We start from the raw sequence: 15,234 nt of genomic DNA, 5'->3' as shown, positions 1-15,234 counted from the left end.
CCATAGCAGCCGATAAGTTGCCGCAGCACCTTCTGCTCGGCGTCTGCCATCAGGGTTGTTTTAGCCGAGCCCTCAGCAGCACCTTACCCGAAAGACCGAAGCTTCGCGATATCTCGGCTCGGTGGGGCCCCAAACATCCGGCTGTATTCACGGCTGAACTGTGAGGGACTTTCATAGCCCACCTTGAATCCGGCTGTAGAAACATCCAGACCCTCTGAGATCATCAACCTGCGTGCATGCTGCAGGCGAAGTTGTTTTTGATACTGCAAAGGACTCATTGCGGTGACAGCCTTGAATCGATGGTGAAGCGTCGAGTTACTCAGATTGACATAGCTCGCTAGCTCATCAATGTGCAACGGCTCTGCATAATTGTTGTTCAGCCACTCAATGGCCCGAGTAACGCGATGGGTCTGGCTATCGGTTATGGCTATCTCATGTAAACGCTGACCCTGCTGGCCTTTCAGCAGCCGGTAGAAAATTTCTCTGAGTGCTAGCGGCGCCAACGCAGGTATATCCGATGGCACATCCAACAGACGTACCAATCGCAGCATTGCATCGAGCAAGGAGCTATCGATCTTATCCAGATATAGCCCTCGGTGGGGCTGTTGGCTCGGAACGCCGATAGGACTGACGTCTGCAATTAGCTGAGCTATTTCTGCCGGGTCAATATCCAGGCGGATGCAGAAATAGGGCTTTTCTGAGGATGCCTCTGTCACTTGACCCGCGAGAGGTAGGGTTACCGAGACGACCAGATAGTTCAAAGGGTCGTAGACGTAGCTTTCTTCCCACAGCTGCACCTGTTTACGGCCCTGCACAACGATACATAGCCCCGGCTTATGTACAGTGTGGATCACATCGGTTGGAGCATCACTGCGTATGAAATGCAGCGGAGCAATCCCCGTCTCAAACACGCCGTAGGTGGGAGCATAACGATGCATGGTTGATGCTAGCTCGGCTCTCAGACGCGTCAGCTCTTCGTCCCTATCATCCATTGCCATTACCTCCCGTTAGGCTTGTTCTATTGCAGAGAATAAATTGGTCCGCAGCCTTTTGGATAGATGCTAATGGACACCCTTCAAATGCAAGAGCCCGGCAGGCCGGGCTCTCGGTAGGATGGGCTATATACGTCAGGCATAGGTGACGCAATCTGTATCGAATTTAGCCACTCTACGGGCATTAAGAGGTTCCGCACCATCTTCAGCCACACGGCGATCATTCAGGCGATCCGAACCATCCTCAGCCACACGGCGGTCATTCAGGCGATCCGAACCATCCTCGGACACGCGGCGGTCATTGAGACGATCCCCACCACCCTCGGCCACGCGGCGGTCATTGAGACGATCCCCGCCACCCTCGGCCACGCGGCGGTCATTGAGACGATCCCCACCACCTTCAGCCACACGGCAGTCATTCAGCCGATCAGCACCACCCTCAGCCACACGGCGGTCATTAAGGCGATCCGCACCACCTTCAGCCACACGGCGGTCATTAAGGCGACCCGCACCACCCTCCGCCACAAGGGGAGCCATCACTTCTTTGCAGGTCCGATCGGTCCAACCACCAATTTCTTTGGCTGGCAGTGCCATCGAACCTGCGCTGAGAGCAGACAAGGCGATTCCAATCATCATGGTATGTACAGTTTTCATGACAGCGACTCCGTAATTTGCGATGGATTCGTTGCCGGTTGTCAGTGCAAAGCGTGACGTGGATTCCTGTTTTTTGCAGGCTCGGTCGCTCTGATGGCCGGCGGCAGTAGCGGGCTCGCTTTCTGCTTGGGCTTAGATTACGGCGGCGATAAGCAGGCCGTTATTTGGTTCCTGCGAGGCTTTTGCATATTTCTGCACAGGGCCGCCTTCTGGCAGATTTACTCGAGCGCAGGGCCTTCGAGGTTAATCACCGATTCACATCGAACACCAGTTTGCCGCGAGTATGTCCTCCACGGCTTAGCATCAAAGCCTCAGCCGCGTTGGAAAGCGGAACGACCTCAACCTCGGCGTGTAGCTTCTTCTCAGCAAACAATTTCGCTATAACCGCTAACTGGCGCCCATCCGACCGGGTTGCGAAGTTTTTGCCGACTACGCCGTACTCAAGAGCTTTCTGCGCGTTGGGTGTGCTGACAGGCGAGACTAACGCCCCACCGCGCTTGATCACCGTCCAGGACCGATCCTGAGTTTCTCCGCCGATCAGATCAATCACCATATCGACATTGCTGACGAGGTTCTCGAACTGTTGTGCGGTGTAATCAATGAACTGATGGGCGCCGAGTGATCGGAGGTAGTCTCGGTTTCTGGCCGAGCCCGTTGCCACTACATGAGCGCCGGCCAGCCGTGCTAACTGGACCGCGAAACTACCCACCCCTCCTGCGGCACCGTGAATCAAAACAGTCTGGCCTGGCTTGATTTCGGCGTGTTCGTGCAGCGCCTGCCAAGCAGTAAGCGCTGCGGCAGGAATTCCACCGGCGTGAAGAAGTGATAGCCCATCGGGTTTGTGCGCAAGCCTATCGGGCGTTGCAAGAGCCTGAGTGGCGTAACCACCGACTATTCCAATGAATCCGAACACCTCATCACCCACAGCGTATTCATGAATATTCTTTCCAACAGCTGCAATGGTGCCAGCAACCTCGACACCCGGCGTATAGGGGAAGGACATTGGGATGAACTGCTTCATGGCCCCCGAGAGAATTTTCCAGTCGATCGGATTGATTCCGCTCCCAGCAACGTCAATCAGAACCTGATCATCGTTGGGCACCAGCTCTTCAAGCTCTATCAGTTCAAGCCGCTCAACCTGACCGTACTCTGCCACTTGTATAGCTTTCATGAACTTCCCCGTCTGTAGGTAATGGTTTATCTAAGTCGATGGTTGACAGCGCGCGTCAGTTAATGGCGACGCGAATCCAAGCTGAAGCGGCCTGCGCCGTAGGCCACGATCTGCAGCAAACCGCCGGCCATCGCGATGTTCTTGAAGAAGTGAATGAATTGATTTTGATCGGCCAGAGCACTGTGGAAGATCACCGCGGTGAGGACACTGAAAAGCGCCAAACCTGCTGCGACAACACGGGTCTTATAGCCGGCGACTAGAGCTACACCGCCGGCTATTTCCACAAGAATGGCAAGCGTCAGCGCTAAGGAAGGAAACGGCAGACCCACTGAACTGATGTAGCCGATCATCATGGCCGGCGCGTTTACCTTGGATATGCCGGAGAGGATGAAGATCGCGCTCAGAAAAACGCGACCTACTAGTGCGGCGGCACCAGCTGTCGCAGCCGAAGGATGAGAGGCTGAGCTTGAAACGGTGGTGGCGTGAGGCATGGCATACGTTCCTTAATGTACGCATTCCGGAATGGAACGCTGGTAGGAGTAAGTTTGGAACAGCCTCACATAACTGAATAGCCGGTTAATTTCTTGGTTTATGTTCGATTAAATTGAAAAGTATCTTCCCTTTTGCCCACTGATAACGCGATGACCTCCAACCCCGACCACTAACGCAGGATCGTGCATGTTGGCCATAGGAATGGGATAACCCAGCCCAACTCAGGCTTCTTACTCTTGCTTCACCACCTGCCTGTCGGCGGTGGCCCCTCAAGCCAGAAACAGGAGTACGAAAAAATGCACGGCATCGAACAAAAAGTCATCGTGATAACCGGCGCCAGCAGTGGTATCGGCGAAGCAACAGCCCGCCTGCTAGCCAGCAAAGGCGCTCGCGTGGTCCTGGGCGCCCGCCGCACCGATCGCCTGGGAACTCTGGCCAAGGAGATTCGTTCAGCAGGCGGTATCGCTGATGTCCTGGCGCTGGATGTCACCAACCTGGATGACATGCAGTCCTTTATAGACTTCGCTGTCGAACTGCACGGACGCGTCGACGTGCTGATCAACAATGCCGGCGTCATGCCGCTTTCGAAACTCGAAGCGCTCAAGGTAGATGAGTGGAATCGGATGATCGATGTGAACATTCGCGGGGTCCTGCACGGCATTGCCGCAACGCTGCCGCTCATGCAAGAACAGCGCGCCGGTCAGATCATCAATATTGCCTCGATCGGAGCCTACGCGGTGAGCCCGACCGCTGCTGTGTACTGCGCTACCAAATATGCCGTACGAGCCATTTCCGAAGGTTTGCGCCAAGAGGTGGGGGGTGACATCCGGGTCACCGTCATCGCCCCAGGCGTCACCGAGTCCGAACTGGCCGACAGCATTTCCGATGAGGGCGGGCGGGCCGAGATGCGCGAGTTTCGCAAAATCGCGATTCCTGCCTCGGCGATTGCCCGGGCGATCGCCTACGCCGTAGAACAGCCTGCGGATGTCGATGTCAGCGAACTCATCGTGCGTCCAACCGCAAGTCCATTCTGAATGTCGGGTCGACAGCGAGGAAAATGCCATGGGTGAACCATCTGGAGATCAGGACAAATACGTTGGCATGTGGGTGACGGCTGACGGACGCATTCGCCATGAGCTCTTGCCTGGCGGCCGCTATGACGAAGCCCGCGGAGGGCAACAAAGCGCGTACCAAGGTCGATACTGGCTAGAGGGTGATCACATCGAGTATGTGGATGACAGCGGATTTACTGCCGACGGGGAGTTTCGTAGCAACGTGCTGTATCACGCAGGGATGATTCTATATCCCGAGCGTTGAAGGCCCGGCCGGAATGGAGACATTCCGGCTTTTTTTCGACCTTTACCTTTCAGAACACGCATCCAGAGCGGGTTCTTTACATCCCCAAACGGGTCCGCGATGGGCCTTCACCATTGAAAGCCTAGGCTTGAACTTCAAGTCCACCCTGTGAGACCAATGTCCGAGGTGGCTCGTTTGAGCAGGCGTACTGACTGAGGCGACGATTCCCATGGATGTCATAGAGCGGACTTCAGCCCATGGTTTGGAGGCTTACATTCGGGGTGAGCGGCTTGCCGCCTCGGACGTCCTGGCCGACAGGGATATGTTGGTGCAGATCTTTAACCGGGAGCGTAAAGAAGAGAGCTTTATCGTGCCCGCCGTAGCTGAGCCCTTGCTCGTGTGGATCATCTCCGGGAATGCTGCCGTTCAGGAGCGTGAGCTTGACGGCGACTGGCAATGTAGCCAAGTGTCCAAAGGTGATTTCTTCTTGACTACTTCGGCACGGCCTTACGAGATGCGCTGGAACGTAGACGGTGTAGAACCATTTGAAGTCATGCATATCTACCTCGGCATCCCGCTTTTGGAAAAAGCCATCCATGAGGTCTTGGGCGGGTCTGTGGAAGCGGTTCGACTACGTGAAGTCTCAGGCGGGCGTGACGATGGGTTGTCCGTTCTACTGGAGCAAGTTCGCCTGGAGCTGACGGGGCACAGGGCTAGTCCTCTTTATCTGCAGGGCCTGGCCCAGTGCATCGCCATTCACCTAGCCCGCAGCTACCTAGACAGCTCAGCGGACGATATCGTGCGCCGCAACGCATTGCCTGCTTACAAGCTGCGCCGCGTGCTGTCGGCGATGGAGGCGAATCTGGCTGAGGATTTCAATCTCGGGCACTTGGCCGAAATAGCTGGGATGAGCGAGTACCACTTCAGCCGGCTGTTCAAAAAAGCCGCTGGTTATTCACCGTCGCAGTTCTTTATCAGACTGAGGATGGCAAGAGCCCGGCAGCTCCTGGTCGAAACGGATCGGAACGTAATCGATATAGGCTTGGAGGTCGGATACAGCAGCCCAAGCCATTTTTCGCAGGTGTTCAAACGTGAGGTTGGCGTCACGCCCACTCAATACCGTAAATAGTGAGTGGGCTACGCCAGTCAGAGGTTCTGCGGACGAAATTGCTGGCGAAAATCCAAGGTTTCCCCAGCCACCATGAATTGACCGCCTCCCCTGTAGTGCAGCGTTCTGGGCTGCTTCACGGAGCGATCTACGTGCGCTTTGACGACTTCCCAAATGAACAAGCCGTAATCGCCAATCAGCTTCGAGTCGTACAGCTGGCATTCGAAGCTGGCATAACATTCGGCTATCAGCGGCGCTGCAACCCGCGTCGCCGCTGTCGCGGTAAGTCCGAATTCACCAAACTTGTCTACGTCACTGCCCGTACTGTTGCCCACCGCGACTACCTGGTCCGCCAGCTCCAGGGTGGGTACGTTAATCACACATCCCTGGCTGTTGCGGATCAGTTCGTAGCTGTGGTTCCCCGACCAGATGTAGCAGCCAAAAAGGGCTGGATCGAACTGCATCATCATGTGCCATCCCATGGTCATGATGTTGCTCTCGCCCTTCCAGGCTGAGGTCACGAGGACGATGGGCCCGGTTTCCAGATGCTGGCGAACGTCGATGAGGGGAAAGTCGGATTTTCGAGGTGCGGTCATAACGCCTCCGCTGAAAAGGTCTGCTAGCAAGAAAACGCGTTGTGCTGCCAATGCAGCACAACGCGGACAACGCGAAGGATTAACCTACCGGGACGCTCATGCCGCCATCGGCCATGACCACCGAACCGACAATGAAGCTAGCGCGCTCGGAAGCCAGGAAAGAGACAATCTCGGCGATCTCTTCCGGTGCTGCAGCTCGACCGATCGGCGCGGACTTGCCATGCTCTTGTAGGAACCCACGACCGTCTTCCATGAAGTGGTTCAACAGGTTGGTAACCACATCTCCCACGCCAATGGCATTGACCCGAATGCCATGCTCAATCGCTTCCAGCGCCTGGGTACGAGTCAACTGTGCCAAGGCGCCTTTGGACGCGGTATAGGCCGCGATACCGGGAAATGCGAAGTAGGACGCGTACGAGGCGATGTTCACGATCGCGCCGCTCTTGTTCTTCATCATCTCCTTCATCGCCTCTCGGGAATGAAGAAAGGCCCCCGTAACGTTGGTTTGCATCTGCCATTCCCAATCTTCACGGGTCATTTCGACGAGGGGCTTGTATAGGATGCGACCGGCGTTATTGACCAAGACGTCCAGCTTGCCAAACTTCTCTACCGCCAACGCCACCGCTTGCTCGGCAGAACCGTCAACGGTGATATCGGCGATGAAAGGAACCAGGCCGGGACGCTCAAGGGCGTTGACTTTCGGGTCGATATCCTCGGCGATGACTTTCGCTCCACGGCTGTGAAGGAGCTCGGCGATGGCCTTCCCGATGCCGCTAGCCGCGCCGGTTACCAGCACCACTTTGCCTGCCACTTCATTTGGGGTTGGGATGAAGTCAGTCATTTTGATGTCTCCAAGTCAGGAATTGGTTGTCGCTTTCGACGGTCCCAATCTCTCTCTTTTTGACATCCGACTCCTTGGCGACCTTGCTTTGCCTGTCGGAGTTTTGCTTCTTTCGTGTACTAGGCAGGGGCGCTAGCCCGGCATCACAACGGGGGAGTCCAAGGCGTAAGATGCCTGGACAGGATCGAAGTACTCACGAATATGCGTCAGCTTTCCCTCAGAAACGCTAACGAAAAGGACATATTCTTGTGAGTAGGTTTTACCCGTCTCAGTGATGATCCCCTGCGCCTTGACTTGCGCGACGGCGGACAGTGAATCAGCGAATTGCTGAATACGTATATCGTGGAATCGAAACGATTCAACCGCTCCGACAAACCAGGCGACGTGATTGAGCACTTGCTCGCGGCCGACCAGCTTTTCCGGGTGACCGAGACTCGGGGCGAAGGGCAGCTCCCAGACGATGTCTGGGGCGATTAGGGATTTCCATTTTTCATGGTTATCAACAAACGTTTCGAAATGGTGTTTGAGAAGCTCGGCTGCCGAATACATAGGTTCACCTCGTGGTACCGGAAAATTGTGACCATTGAGGCCAGGCACCGAAGCGCAGGTCTGGTCTATGAGCACAGCCTAACAGGGGGCTACCTGGCTAAAAACCAGAAGAATATCGAATGTTTTATTCGACTTATTCGACAAGTCTAGAGAGCTTCGGCTTGCTGACCGAAGCGTTGGATGAGCCATAGACCAGCCGGCCCAGGCGGCGAATCAGTAAGGTAAATAGCGTCAAACGCGTAAGAGCCGCCTTTGCAATCGGGCAGGTCGAGATGGATAAGATGTCCCGAATTGAGGTCCGCTTGGACCATAGGTAAGGGCATGTTGCCCCAGCCAATGCCTTCCTTAAGTAGCATATGTTTTGCGCCTAAGTCCGCAAGCCGCCAGGTGCGGGGGCTTACTACGGCAAAATCTCTGTCCCCGGTAAGCGTTGAGCGATCTGACAACACCAATTGGACGTGATTTCTTGCCGCCCCAGGCTCGTTGCGGCCGGCGAGGGCGAGTGGGTGGGCCGGGGCTGCAACGGGTACTAACTCAACACTGCCTACGCCGACACGCTCAAGGCCATCCCTCCCCGTATCCAGGGGCCCACTGATCCCAATGCCGGCTTTTTTCTCAAGTACTAGTTGCGTGACCGCCCCGAGCGCTTCCATGTGTAGATGCAAAGCCACGGTTGGGAACACCTGCCTAAAAGTACTAAGCGCGTCGACGACCCGCTCCGCTGGCAGCATTACATCCAGAACAAGATGCACCTCTGCTTCGAGACCATGCAGCAGTCCAGACACCTTCGATCGCAGCCCGTTGACCCCGTTGATGATGGTTCGTGCTTCGGCCAATACTGTACGGCCAGCCTCTGTCAGCTGTGGTTTACGTGTCGTCTTGCGGTCAAAAAGTGATACGCCGAGCTGCACCTCCAGATTGGAAATGGCATAGCTCACTACTGACGTTGCACGATGCAATTTCCTTGCAGCGCCAGCGAAGCTTCCCACTTCTACGACCGTCAAGAGAACTTTCAGCTGGTCTAGAGTTGGTGTACCGGGGTCTGAGATCATTTTACCAGCTCGGCATATTGGATTGAGGCATGCTATTTGGGACGCGTCACTATGTCGACAGGTGAGTCGATCCTCGGCCGATGATGGTTGAAGCGCCTGTCGTTCTACTGAGGCCATGAGCGGCAGCTATGGGTCGAAGGCAGCCGTTCGCGAATGGCTGCAACCGACCCGAAGCGGACACTTGAGAATAACCGGCTTCGTGAGTGCGACACACACTCTGTGGGAGCGGGTTTACCCGCGAAGCAGGCGCCGCGGTGGATGGCACCGGCTGTGCCGGTGTTCGCGGGTGAACCCGCTCCCACAAAGTCCGCTGTAAGACGCAACGTCGGCTATGGGTCGTTAGCGGTCAGTCGCGAATGGCTGCTAACGCCCATGGCTGCCTTTCGCGGCCAGCAGCTTCAACCCAGCGATGATTGGCTTGGCTCCGCCTCCTCCTGCTTGAAAATACGCAATCCACGCGCCTGATAATTTTGCAGTGCGGCAGGATGGTCAAATGTGCAGGTGTGTACCCATACCCGCTCTGTACCATGCCATTCCCACGCAGATCGAACAGCGTGGCTCAATAGCGCTCCGCCGAATCCACACCCCAGAAACTGAGGCGCCAAGCCAAAGTAGCGGATTTCGCAGTTACGGCCGTCAGGGCGATAAAGCTCGTAATAGCCGGCTATCGCACCACGGTGATAGGCAACCCAGGTACGGTGGCACTCCTGTTCAACCAGCGCCTGCCATTGGGAACTACTCCAGCTATCAAGATCGCCCCACTCCCAGGGCGTTCCTACCAGCTTGTAGAGAAACCGATTGAATTCCGCCTGAGGCACTTCACATTCGATGATCTGGAGGTCGTGACGCTGTGGCTTTTCCTTCAACTCGGAAGCCGAGGTCATTTCCAGGTAATAAGTGATGCAAGACCGTTCCATCGTAGACTCCCTGCGTCTTCCCGCTAGCGATCAGACAAGCATGCCAGCTACGGCTCGACCGCGGCTACAGCAGATGTCTGCTTCGGCTAGAAAGCAGTCCTATCAACGCTGACCCTACGCTCATCGTCTTCAGCTGTTGCTCCTTCCTGGCATCCTGCAAGTGTCCATCGCCCATCAACTCCACCGGACATTGAGTACGACGAAGTGCAGCAGGATCCAGACCATCAGCAGCAGATGGGTCAGTTGCAACCCCTCCTGACGGATCCAGTAGCCGAACCATATCCCGCCCAGCAACATGGCGAGCAGGAACCCGAGCGCCGCGCTCAAGGCCAGGTTCAGCCAGGGCAGCGAAGCTTCCAGGCCGGCGCCAAGCACCAGTTCATAGCACCCGACCCAGGCAGTGAGCACGGCAGCTGCCTGTATCAGCACGATGATCGCCAAGGCCAGGCGATGGAGGGAGGGAGAGGTCATCGCTCGCCCCAGCAGAGGGAAGCTGATTGCGGGAGGTTGGGCCAGCGGCGCCATCGACATGGTCGCCCCGATCGCCCCGGCCGAGCTGGCGAAGGCATGAAGGTTGTTGATCAGGCTGATGCTCAGCCACAGGCTCAAGCCAATGCAGCAGGTTATCTGGAAAATCAGCAGTGAAGTCGAAGCGTCCATTCCTGGTCCTTTGCGAGTTCGTTTCCGGAAGTAGCGGGAGAGTCCGGACGACACTCTAAAACCTTGACTTAACTTGAGGTAAATACCGGGCTGGCGTGGTAATGAGCAAGTTCATGTGCGCTCTCCTTGGCTTCGCCATTTGTTCGTGACATTTGGCCTGGAGCACGCAAAGCGACAAGCCTCGTCATGGTTCGAGCATCAAGCCAAAGCGGGTTATCGCAAGTGGTTCACTGTCCTCTTCAACGACGCGCTGGCTTGCAGCCTGCGCAGTGAAACCGTGCTTGAGGTAAAAGCGTGTGGCGCGCTCGTTGCCATCGAGTACCCATGCGCAGACCTGCTGATACCCGTTGCTCCTTATCGCCTGCAGGGCCTCTGCCCACAGCGCCGTACCTATACCCCGCGCCCAGAAAACCGGGTCCAGGTAGATCGCCATCAGTTCGGCAGTGCACTGGGCAGCGTCAACATCGCGGCTAGGGCCGAAGGAAACCCAGCCAACCACCTGCCCATTCAATTCGGCTACGCGAATGGAAGGATTGCCAGATTCGATTGCCTGGCTCAGGAATCCCACACGGCGTTCCACACTGCTGTCCAGAGCGCTCAGGTAACGGCTCGACAACAGCCCTTCATAGGCGCTCTGCCAACTGCGGATGTGAAGGGTGGCAATGGCAGCGGCATCAGCGCTGACGGGCTTGCGAACGAGGGGCTCGGGTAGCACGCTGACGGGACCCATGTGATCAGACCTCAAAGGGGTATTCAACACAGCTACTGCACCTGCCATGCCACCAGGCATGCAACGATCAACTGCCGCTTTCAGCGAGTAGCCCGAAGGCTTGACCTGTACATAAGCAACACAAACTGTCTGGACCCTGTCCCCAGTTCAACAGCATTGGTGCTGATCGCTATCTACACAGTATGGACTCCGTCCCACCTTCCTCATGCCTGGTGAAGTGGAACATGTAAATGGCCACCGGGCCCGATACCGGCCCGGTGATTGCTCACCACCTTACCAATTGTGCGTATAGCTGGCAGTCAACACAGTGCCGGGTGCCGGCAAGTGGCTGGTGTTGTTGTTATTGCGCAGCAATTGGCTGTAGAGCGGGTAGTAGTCGCGGTTGAACAGGTTCTGAATGCCGACGCTTACCTTGTCGTCAGCGGAAATCTGGTACTGGCTGACCAGGTCCACTGTCGTATAGGTACTCACCTGATGCCGACCAAAGCTGTCCACCCCATCGAGCCTGTAGTCCTTGCTATCGAAGAACGTGGCTTGCAAGCGGTTGCTCCAATCCAGGGTCGGCTTGTACTGAACGTAGGCGGTCAGCTTCAGGGGCGGGACGCGATAGCCGGTCATGTCCTGCCAACCTTTGCCGTCCGGTTTTTCTCGCCCGCGCATCCAGGTCGCACTACCCCCTGCGCCCCACACCGCATCATCCGACAGCCAATCGGCACTGGCTTCGGCACCGTAGATACGCTCCTTGGTGCGGGTCAGAATCAGGCCATTGTTGAAACTTTGCACGTCACCCAGTTTGGAGGTGGTGTAGAACAGCGCCAGGGTGCCGAGGGTGTTGCTACTCAGCTCTCCTCGCCAGCCAAGCTCATAGTTGTTGGTTTTGACCGGTTCCAGGTTCGATGCGTCGATGTCGAAACCACGGCGCGCATTGCGCAACTGAATACCCACGTCAGGCAGTTGGAAGCCCTGGCTGAAGGAGGCGTAGATTTCCTGGCCGAGTACCGGTGAGTAGACGATGCCCAGGTTCGACAGCACCGCATCGTAATGAATGTCGCCACCCTTCACCGCAACCGGGGAGGCAGCCGCGGATTCGGACAACGGGATGAAGTCATCGAATTCGGCGGTGGAGTACTCGTAGCGCAGGCCGCCGTCGACAGACCAATGCTCATCGAAGCGATGCTGTAGCTGGGCGAACGCACCGGCGCTTCGCGTCCTCAGCGGGGGCATGTAGGTGAGCTTGCCGATCTTGTCGAATACCAGGCCGCCACTGCCGTCATAAGCCGCAGGGTCGAAGACATCGAGCGGCATGTCGCTGCGCTCCTGGTTATAGTCGCCCCCCCACACCAGCTCGGTACTGCCGCTTTCGCCAAGTGGCGTGCGCAGGGTCAGGCGGCTGCCGAAGACCTCACTGTTCTGCATGATCTGGTCGACGTTGCCGCCGCGGGTGGCAACGGCCCGGGCGTCGAACGGGGTAAAACGGGTGAAGTAGTCCCGGTAGTACATCTGGGCAGAAAGCCGGCTTCCGAGAATGTCGAGATTCTCGTACTCCAGGTTCACCAGCGTGTTGCGAATGCGGTTCTGTTCGTCGAGATCCAGCCCTTTGATCGCATTGGCCGGCACGGAGCCTGCGGGGAGCCTGGCGACGCTTGGGTCGGTTGCGTAGTCGGTGTCCTGGCGGGCGTCGTAGTGGCTGACTGCGAGCTGGATTCGCTGGTCTTCGTCGATGTGCAGCCCCAGCTTGCCGCCAATGTTGTAGATGTTCGAATCGAACAGGTCGCCTTGGCTGGGCTCCGGGGCGATCCGGTCGCCGTGCGCATCGTACGAGGCACCGATGTGGCGGGTACCGAAGTCGAACGAATAGTCCACCGCGCCCTGAGAGCCTGCGAAATATTGCTGGAACTGGCCACCCAGGCCATCGCTGCCCAGGCGGGTAAGTGGCGAGGTGGCGCTCAGGCTGGTTTCGGCACGGTTTTCGCCACCTGCAGGCCGTGTGGTGATGGATATGATGCCCCCCGTGGCGCCGCTGCCGTAGATGGCGCTGCTGCCACGAATGACTTCGACCCGTTCGATCAGTGCCGGGTCGATGTTGGCCAGGTTGCGCGAAGAGTCGCGGTTGGTATTGAGCGGCACCCCGTCAACCATGACCAGCATGCTGCGCCCGCGCAGGGTCTGGCCATACTCGGTGACGGTACGGCTGGAGTCAGACATGCCGGGAATCGCCTTGGCCAGTACCGTGGCCAGGCTCTCCGAACCCTGGCGCAGTTCCTGCAGTTGTTCATGCTCGAGAACGGTGGATTGCCGCGTTGCGGAAACCAGGCTGCTGCTGGTGCGCGAGGCGGTGATTTCCATCTGCGCCATTTCCACGGGCCCGCTCTGGATTTCCGGGCTTGATGCAGGGGCACCCTGCGCGACGATGACGAACGTGCGCTCATCCTTGGCCTGTACCTGCAAGCCACTGTCCTTGAGCAGCGTTTGAAGTGCTTCCTCGGGTGTGAACCGCCCCTTCAGCGCAGGTGCGTTTCGGCCTGCACCGAGATCGCTGGCAAAAATGATCTGTACCGAAGACTGCTGTGCAAGCGCGTTGATGGCCTCGCCCAACGGTGCGGCGGGGAGATCCACGTTCACCTTTTCCCGGCCCTGGGCCGACATTGCGATGAGCAGGCTACTGGCAAGCAATGACAGGCGTAGCTGGCGACTGCGGAGGGGAAAGAGCACTTCTCGAGTTCCTTTTTATAGGTGGGCTTTTTCAGTAGCCGCCACGAGAATCGAGAAACCCTACCTGCGCCTGAGAATTATTTTGTTATCGGTTTGCGTTGAATCCGGACGCTGCCATCCCCTTGTTGCAGCACGGCGACGGGCAGGATGCTCGGTAGCAAGCCCAGTAGCAGGTCGACATTGTGCGCCTCGAATACCCCTGTCACCTTGAGCGCGGCCAGGCCTGGGTCGCTTAGCTCGATGGGAGCCTTGCGATAATGGCGCAGCAACGACACCGCTTCATCCAGCGGCGTCTGCTCGAACACGATGCGATCATCTTTCCATGCCATCGCCTTGGAAGCGTCGGCCTTCGCAACCGGCATCAGTTGCCCGCCAATCGAGTCGACCTGTTGCCCTGGCTTGAGTGTGACAGGCGCTTGTGCTGCAGTAGCCACGGCGACGTCCACGCGCCCACGGGCCAGGGTCACACGCACCGCGTCGTTATCCAGGCGCCTGACATTGAACAGCGTACCGAGCACCTCGACTTTCGCCAGGCCAGCGGACACCACGAAGGGGCGGTACACGGCCGCGGATACATCGAAAAGGGCCTGCCCTGCGCGCAGATCGACTTCGCGGCTGAGCAGACGCCAACTGATATCGACATGCGTGCCACTGTCGAGCAGCAGCTTGCTGCCATCGCTCAACAGCACAGCGCGCCGCTCGCCAATGGCGGTAGCGAAACGCTCGCTCTTGTAGGCAGGGTTCAGCCAGGCCAGGGCTGCAAAGGCGATCGCGACCGCTAGCGTGATACCGGCGGTCTTTACCGCTTTCGAAGGCGCTGGCCTGGACGGCGGCATGGGGAACAGCTGCTTGAGTTCGTCACGATGGCGCCCCAGAGCCTCGTCCAATGGCGCCTGTTCGGGCTGCTTGGTCATGGATGCACCTCATCGCGCCCAAGCCGTTGCCTGCACGCTGCCAACCCCAGGCGCAGGTGCTTTTCCACAGTCTTGATGGAAATACCGAGGCGAGCGGCTACTTCTGCCTGGGGGATTTCGTGAATCTTGTGCATGACGAAAACAGCCTGGCAGCGAGGTGGGAGGCCTGCGATAGCGTCGACGAGCAGTTGAAACTCGCGCGCGGTGTCATACCTGGTCATCGGGGTGGCTGCCGGGCAGGCCACTTCAGGCAGCTCGGAGATTGCCTCTACCCACGCGCCTCGGCGGCGATCGCTACGATAGCGACTCACGGCGGCGTCGTGGGAGATTTTTCGCAGCAGGGCCAGTGGGGTGCGAACGTCTTCTTTCTCGCCGCGCTCAAGCAACTGCACGCACACGTCGTGCACTACATCGCGCGCCATGCTTCTGTCGCCGAAGCGTCGGCGAATGTGGTCCACCAGCTCGTCATAGTGACGTACCAATGTAGACAGCAGCGTCGGTTTGGCGGGATCGAACGACACGATGCATCCTGAATGAGAGGTAGGCCCCG

Annotated in this window: 17 protein-coding genes; 3 read left to right on the top strand and 14 right to left on the bottom strand. The window is 57.6% G+C overall.

Features of this window, described 5'->3' with window-relative positions; genetic code table 11:
- Positions 1-83: 83 nt before the first annotated feature.
- The 4 genes from RIN61_RS23000 to RIN61_RS22985 form a co-directional block, all read right to left on the bottom strand.
- Positions 84-992 carry an AraC family transcriptional regulator gene (locus tag RIN61_RS23000; protein WP_112253790.1) on the bottom strand — a complete coding sequence of 303 codons (909 nt, stop codon included), beginning with the start codon at positions 990-992 and terminating at the stop codon, positions 84-86.
- A gap of 135 nt (positions 993-1,127) precedes the next feature.
- On the bottom strand, positions 1,128-1,529 hold the full coding sequence (locus RIN61_RS22995; protein WP_370290623.1) for a phage infection protein: 402 nt from the start codon (positions 1,527-1,529) through the stop codon (positions 1,128-1,130).
- A gap of 364 nt (positions 1,530-1,893) precedes the next feature.
- Entirely contained in the window at positions 1,894-2,817 is a 924-nt protein-coding gene (locus RIN61_RS22990) for an NADP-dependent oxidoreductase (protein WP_112253811.1), read from the bottom strand.
- Between the two features lie 59 nt (positions 2,818-2,876).
- A complete protein-coding gene (locus tag RIN61_RS22985; RefSeq protein WP_112253812.1) occupies positions 2,877-3,308 on the bottom strand; it encodes a DoxX family protein in 432 nt (143 codons plus the stop codon).
- Between the two features lie 297 nt (positions 3,309-3,605).
- Between RIN61_RS22985 and RIN61_RS22980 the strand changes: the two genes are divergently transcribed.
- The 3 genes from RIN61_RS22980 to RIN61_RS22970 all read left to right on the top strand — a co-directional run bounded on the left by RIN61_RS22980 (position 3,606) and on the right by RIN61_RS22970 (position 5,734).
- Positions 3,606-4,343: an SDR family oxidoreductase gene (locus RIN61_RS22980; protein WP_112253813.1), complete on the top strand. Its 738-nt coding sequence runs from the start codon at positions 3,606-3,608 to the stop codon at positions 4,341-4,343.
- 28 nt (positions 4,344-4,371) lie between these two features.
- Positions 4,372-4,626 carry an Atu4866 domain-containing protein gene (locus tag RIN61_RS22975; protein WP_112253814.1) on the top strand — a complete coding sequence of 85 codons (255 nt, stop codon included), beginning with the start codon at positions 4,372-4,374 and terminating at the stop codon, positions 4,624-4,626.
- A gap of 208 nt (positions 4,627-4,834) precedes the next feature.
- Complete coding sequence (locus RIN61_RS22970; RefSeq protein ID WP_112253815.1) at positions 4,835-5,734, top strand: AraC family transcriptional regulator; 900 nt, start codon at positions 4,835-4,837, stop codon at positions 5,732-5,734.
- 17 nt (positions 5,735-5,751) lie between these two features.
- On the opposite strand, the gene RIN61_RS22965 is transcribed toward RIN61_RS22970, so the two are convergent.
- The 10 genes from RIN61_RS22965 to RIN61_RS22920 all read right to left on the bottom strand — a co-directional run bounded on the left by RIN61_RS22965 (position 5,752) and on the right by RIN61_RS22920 (position 15,205).
- Positions 5,752-6,309, bottom strand: coding sequence for a flavin reductase family protein (locus RIN61_RS22965; protein ID WP_112253816.1), 558 nt, complete (start codon positions 6,307-6,309; stop codon positions 5,752-5,754).
- Positions 6,310-6,388: 79 nt separating this feature from the next.
- Positions 6,389-7,150 carry an SDR family NAD(P)-dependent oxidoreductase gene (locus RIN61_RS22960; RefSeq protein ID WP_207878017.1) on the bottom strand — a complete coding sequence of 254 codons (762 nt, stop codon included), beginning with the start codon at positions 7,148-7,150 and terminating at the stop codon, positions 6,389-6,391.
- 132 nt (positions 7,151-7,282) lie between these two features.
- Positions 7,283-7,699, bottom strand: a complete 417-nt coding sequence (locus RIN61_RS22955; protein ID WP_112253818.1) for a nuclear transport factor 2 family protein — start codon at positions 7,697-7,699, stop codon at positions 7,283-7,285.
- A gap of 146 nt (positions 7,700-7,845) precedes the next feature.
- Complete coding sequence (locus RIN61_RS22950; protein ID WP_112253819.1) at positions 7,846-8,751, bottom strand: LysR family transcriptional regulator; 906 nt, start codon at positions 8,749-8,751, stop codon at positions 7,846-7,848.
- A gap of 398 nt (positions 8,752-9,149) precedes the next feature.
- The gene (locus tag RIN61_RS22945; protein ID WP_112253820.1) at positions 9,150-9,668 is read right to left on the bottom strand and encodes a GNAT family N-acetyltransferase; all 519 of its coding nucleotides are present in this window, start codon (positions 9,666-9,668) and stop codon (positions 9,150-9,152) included.
- A 174-nt stretch (positions 9,669-9,842) separates the two neighbouring features.
- A complete protein-coding gene (locus tag RIN61_RS22940) occupies positions 9,843-10,328 on the bottom strand; it encodes a DUF2165 domain-containing protein (RefSeq protein ID WP_207878019.1) in 486 nt (161 codons plus the stop codon).
- Between the two features lie 184 nt (positions 10,329-10,512).
- Positions 10,513-11,058 carry a GNAT family N-acetyltransferase gene (locus RIN61_RS22935; RefSeq protein ID WP_313854301.1) on the bottom strand — a complete coding sequence of 182 codons (546 nt, stop codon included), beginning with the start codon at positions 11,056-11,058 and terminating at the stop codon, positions 10,513-10,515.
- A 273-nt stretch (positions 11,059-11,331) separates the two neighbouring features.
- Positions 11,332-13,770 carry a TonB-dependent receptor gene (locus RIN61_RS22930; protein ID WP_313854298.1) on the bottom strand — a complete coding sequence of 813 codons (2,439 nt, stop codon included), beginning with the start codon at positions 13,768-13,770 and terminating at the stop codon, positions 11,332-11,334.
- A gap of 77 nt (positions 13,771-13,847) precedes the next feature.
- Positions 13,848-14,684, bottom strand: a complete 837-nt coding sequence (locus tag RIN61_RS22925) for a FecR family protein (RefSeq protein WP_112253824.1) — start codon at positions 14,682-14,684, stop codon at positions 13,848-13,850.
- On the bottom strand, positions 14,681-15,205 hold the full coding sequence (locus RIN61_RS22920) for an RNA polymerase sigma factor (RefSeq protein ID WP_112253825.1): 525 nt from the start codon (positions 15,203-15,205) through the stop codon (positions 14,681-14,683). The genes RIN61_RS22925 and RIN61_RS22920 overlap by 4 nt, the downstream gene beginning before the upstream one ends.
- Positions 15,206-15,234: the final 29 nt, after the last annotated feature.

The sequence above is a fragment of the Pseudomonas inefficax genome (genome assembly GCF_032164165.1).
GTDB classification, from domain to species: domain Bacteria; phylum Pseudomonadota; class Gammaproteobacteria; order Pseudomonadales; family Pseudomonadaceae; genus Aquipseudomonas; species Aquipseudomonas inefficax.
Note: the sequence above shows the minus strand (reverse complement) of the source record. Positions and strands in the feature narration are given on the sequence as shown.

Excerpts from the sequence above, each read along its gene's own strand:
- RIN61_RS23000 (WP_112253790.1), bottom strand. The coding sequence starts at position 992 with ATGGATGATAGGGACGAAGAGCTGACGCGTCTGAGAGCCGAGCTAGCA.
- RIN61_RS22995 (WP_370290623.1), bottom strand. The coding sequence starts at position 1,529 with ATGGCTCCCCTTGTGGCGGAGGGTGGTGCGGGTCGCCTTAATGACCGC.
- RIN61_RS22990 (WP_112253811.1), bottom strand. The coding sequence starts at position 2,817 with ATGAAAGCTATACAAGTGGCAGAGTACGGTCAGGTTGAGCGGCTTGAA.
- RIN61_RS22985 (WP_112253812.1), bottom strand. The coding sequence starts at position 3,308 with ATGCCTCACGCCACCACCGTTTCAAGCTCAGCCTCTCATCCTTCGGCT.
- RIN61_RS22980 (WP_112253813.1), top strand. The coding sequence starts at position 3,606 with ATGCACGGCATCGAACAAAAAGTCATCGTGATAACCGGCGCCAGCAGT.
- RIN61_RS22975 (WP_112253814.1), top strand. The coding sequence starts at position 4,372 with ATGGGTGAACCATCTGGAGATCAGGACAAATACGTTGGCATGTGGGTG.
- RIN61_RS22970 (WP_112253815.1), top strand. The coding sequence starts at position 4,835 with ATGGATGTCATAGAGCGGACTTCAGCCCATGGTTTGGAGGCTTACATT.
- RIN61_RS22965 (WP_112253816.1), bottom strand. The coding sequence starts at position 6,309 with ATGACCGCACCTCGAAAATCCGACTTTCCCCTCATCGACGTTCGCCAG.
- RIN61_RS22960 (WP_207878017.1), bottom strand. The coding sequence starts at position 7,150 with ATGACTGACTTCATCCCAACCCCAAATGAAGTGGCAGGCAAAGTGGTG.
- RIN61_RS22955 (WP_112253818.1), bottom strand. The coding sequence starts at position 7,699 with ATGTATTCGGCAGCCGAGCTTCTCAAACACCATTTCGAAACGTTTGTT.
- RIN61_RS22950 (WP_112253819.1), bottom strand. The coding sequence starts at position 8,751 with ATGATCTCAGACCCCGGTACACCAACTCTAGACCAGCTGAAAGTTCTC.
- RIN61_RS22945 (WP_112253820.1), bottom strand. The coding sequence starts at position 9,668 with ATGGAACGGTCTTGCATCACTTATTACCTGGAAATGACCTCGGCTTCC.
- RIN61_RS22940 (WP_207878019.1), bottom strand. The coding sequence starts at position 10,328 with ATGGACGCTTCGACTTCACTGCTGATTTTCCAGATAACCTGCTGCATT.
- RIN61_RS22935 (WP_313854301.1), bottom strand. The coding sequence starts at position 11,058 with ATGGGTCCCGTCAGCGTGCTACCCGAGCCCCTCGTTCGCAAGCCCGTC.
- RIN61_RS22925 (WP_112253824.1), bottom strand. The coding sequence starts at position 14,684 with ATGACCAAGCAGCCCGAACAGGCGCCATTGGACGAGGCTCTGGGGCGC.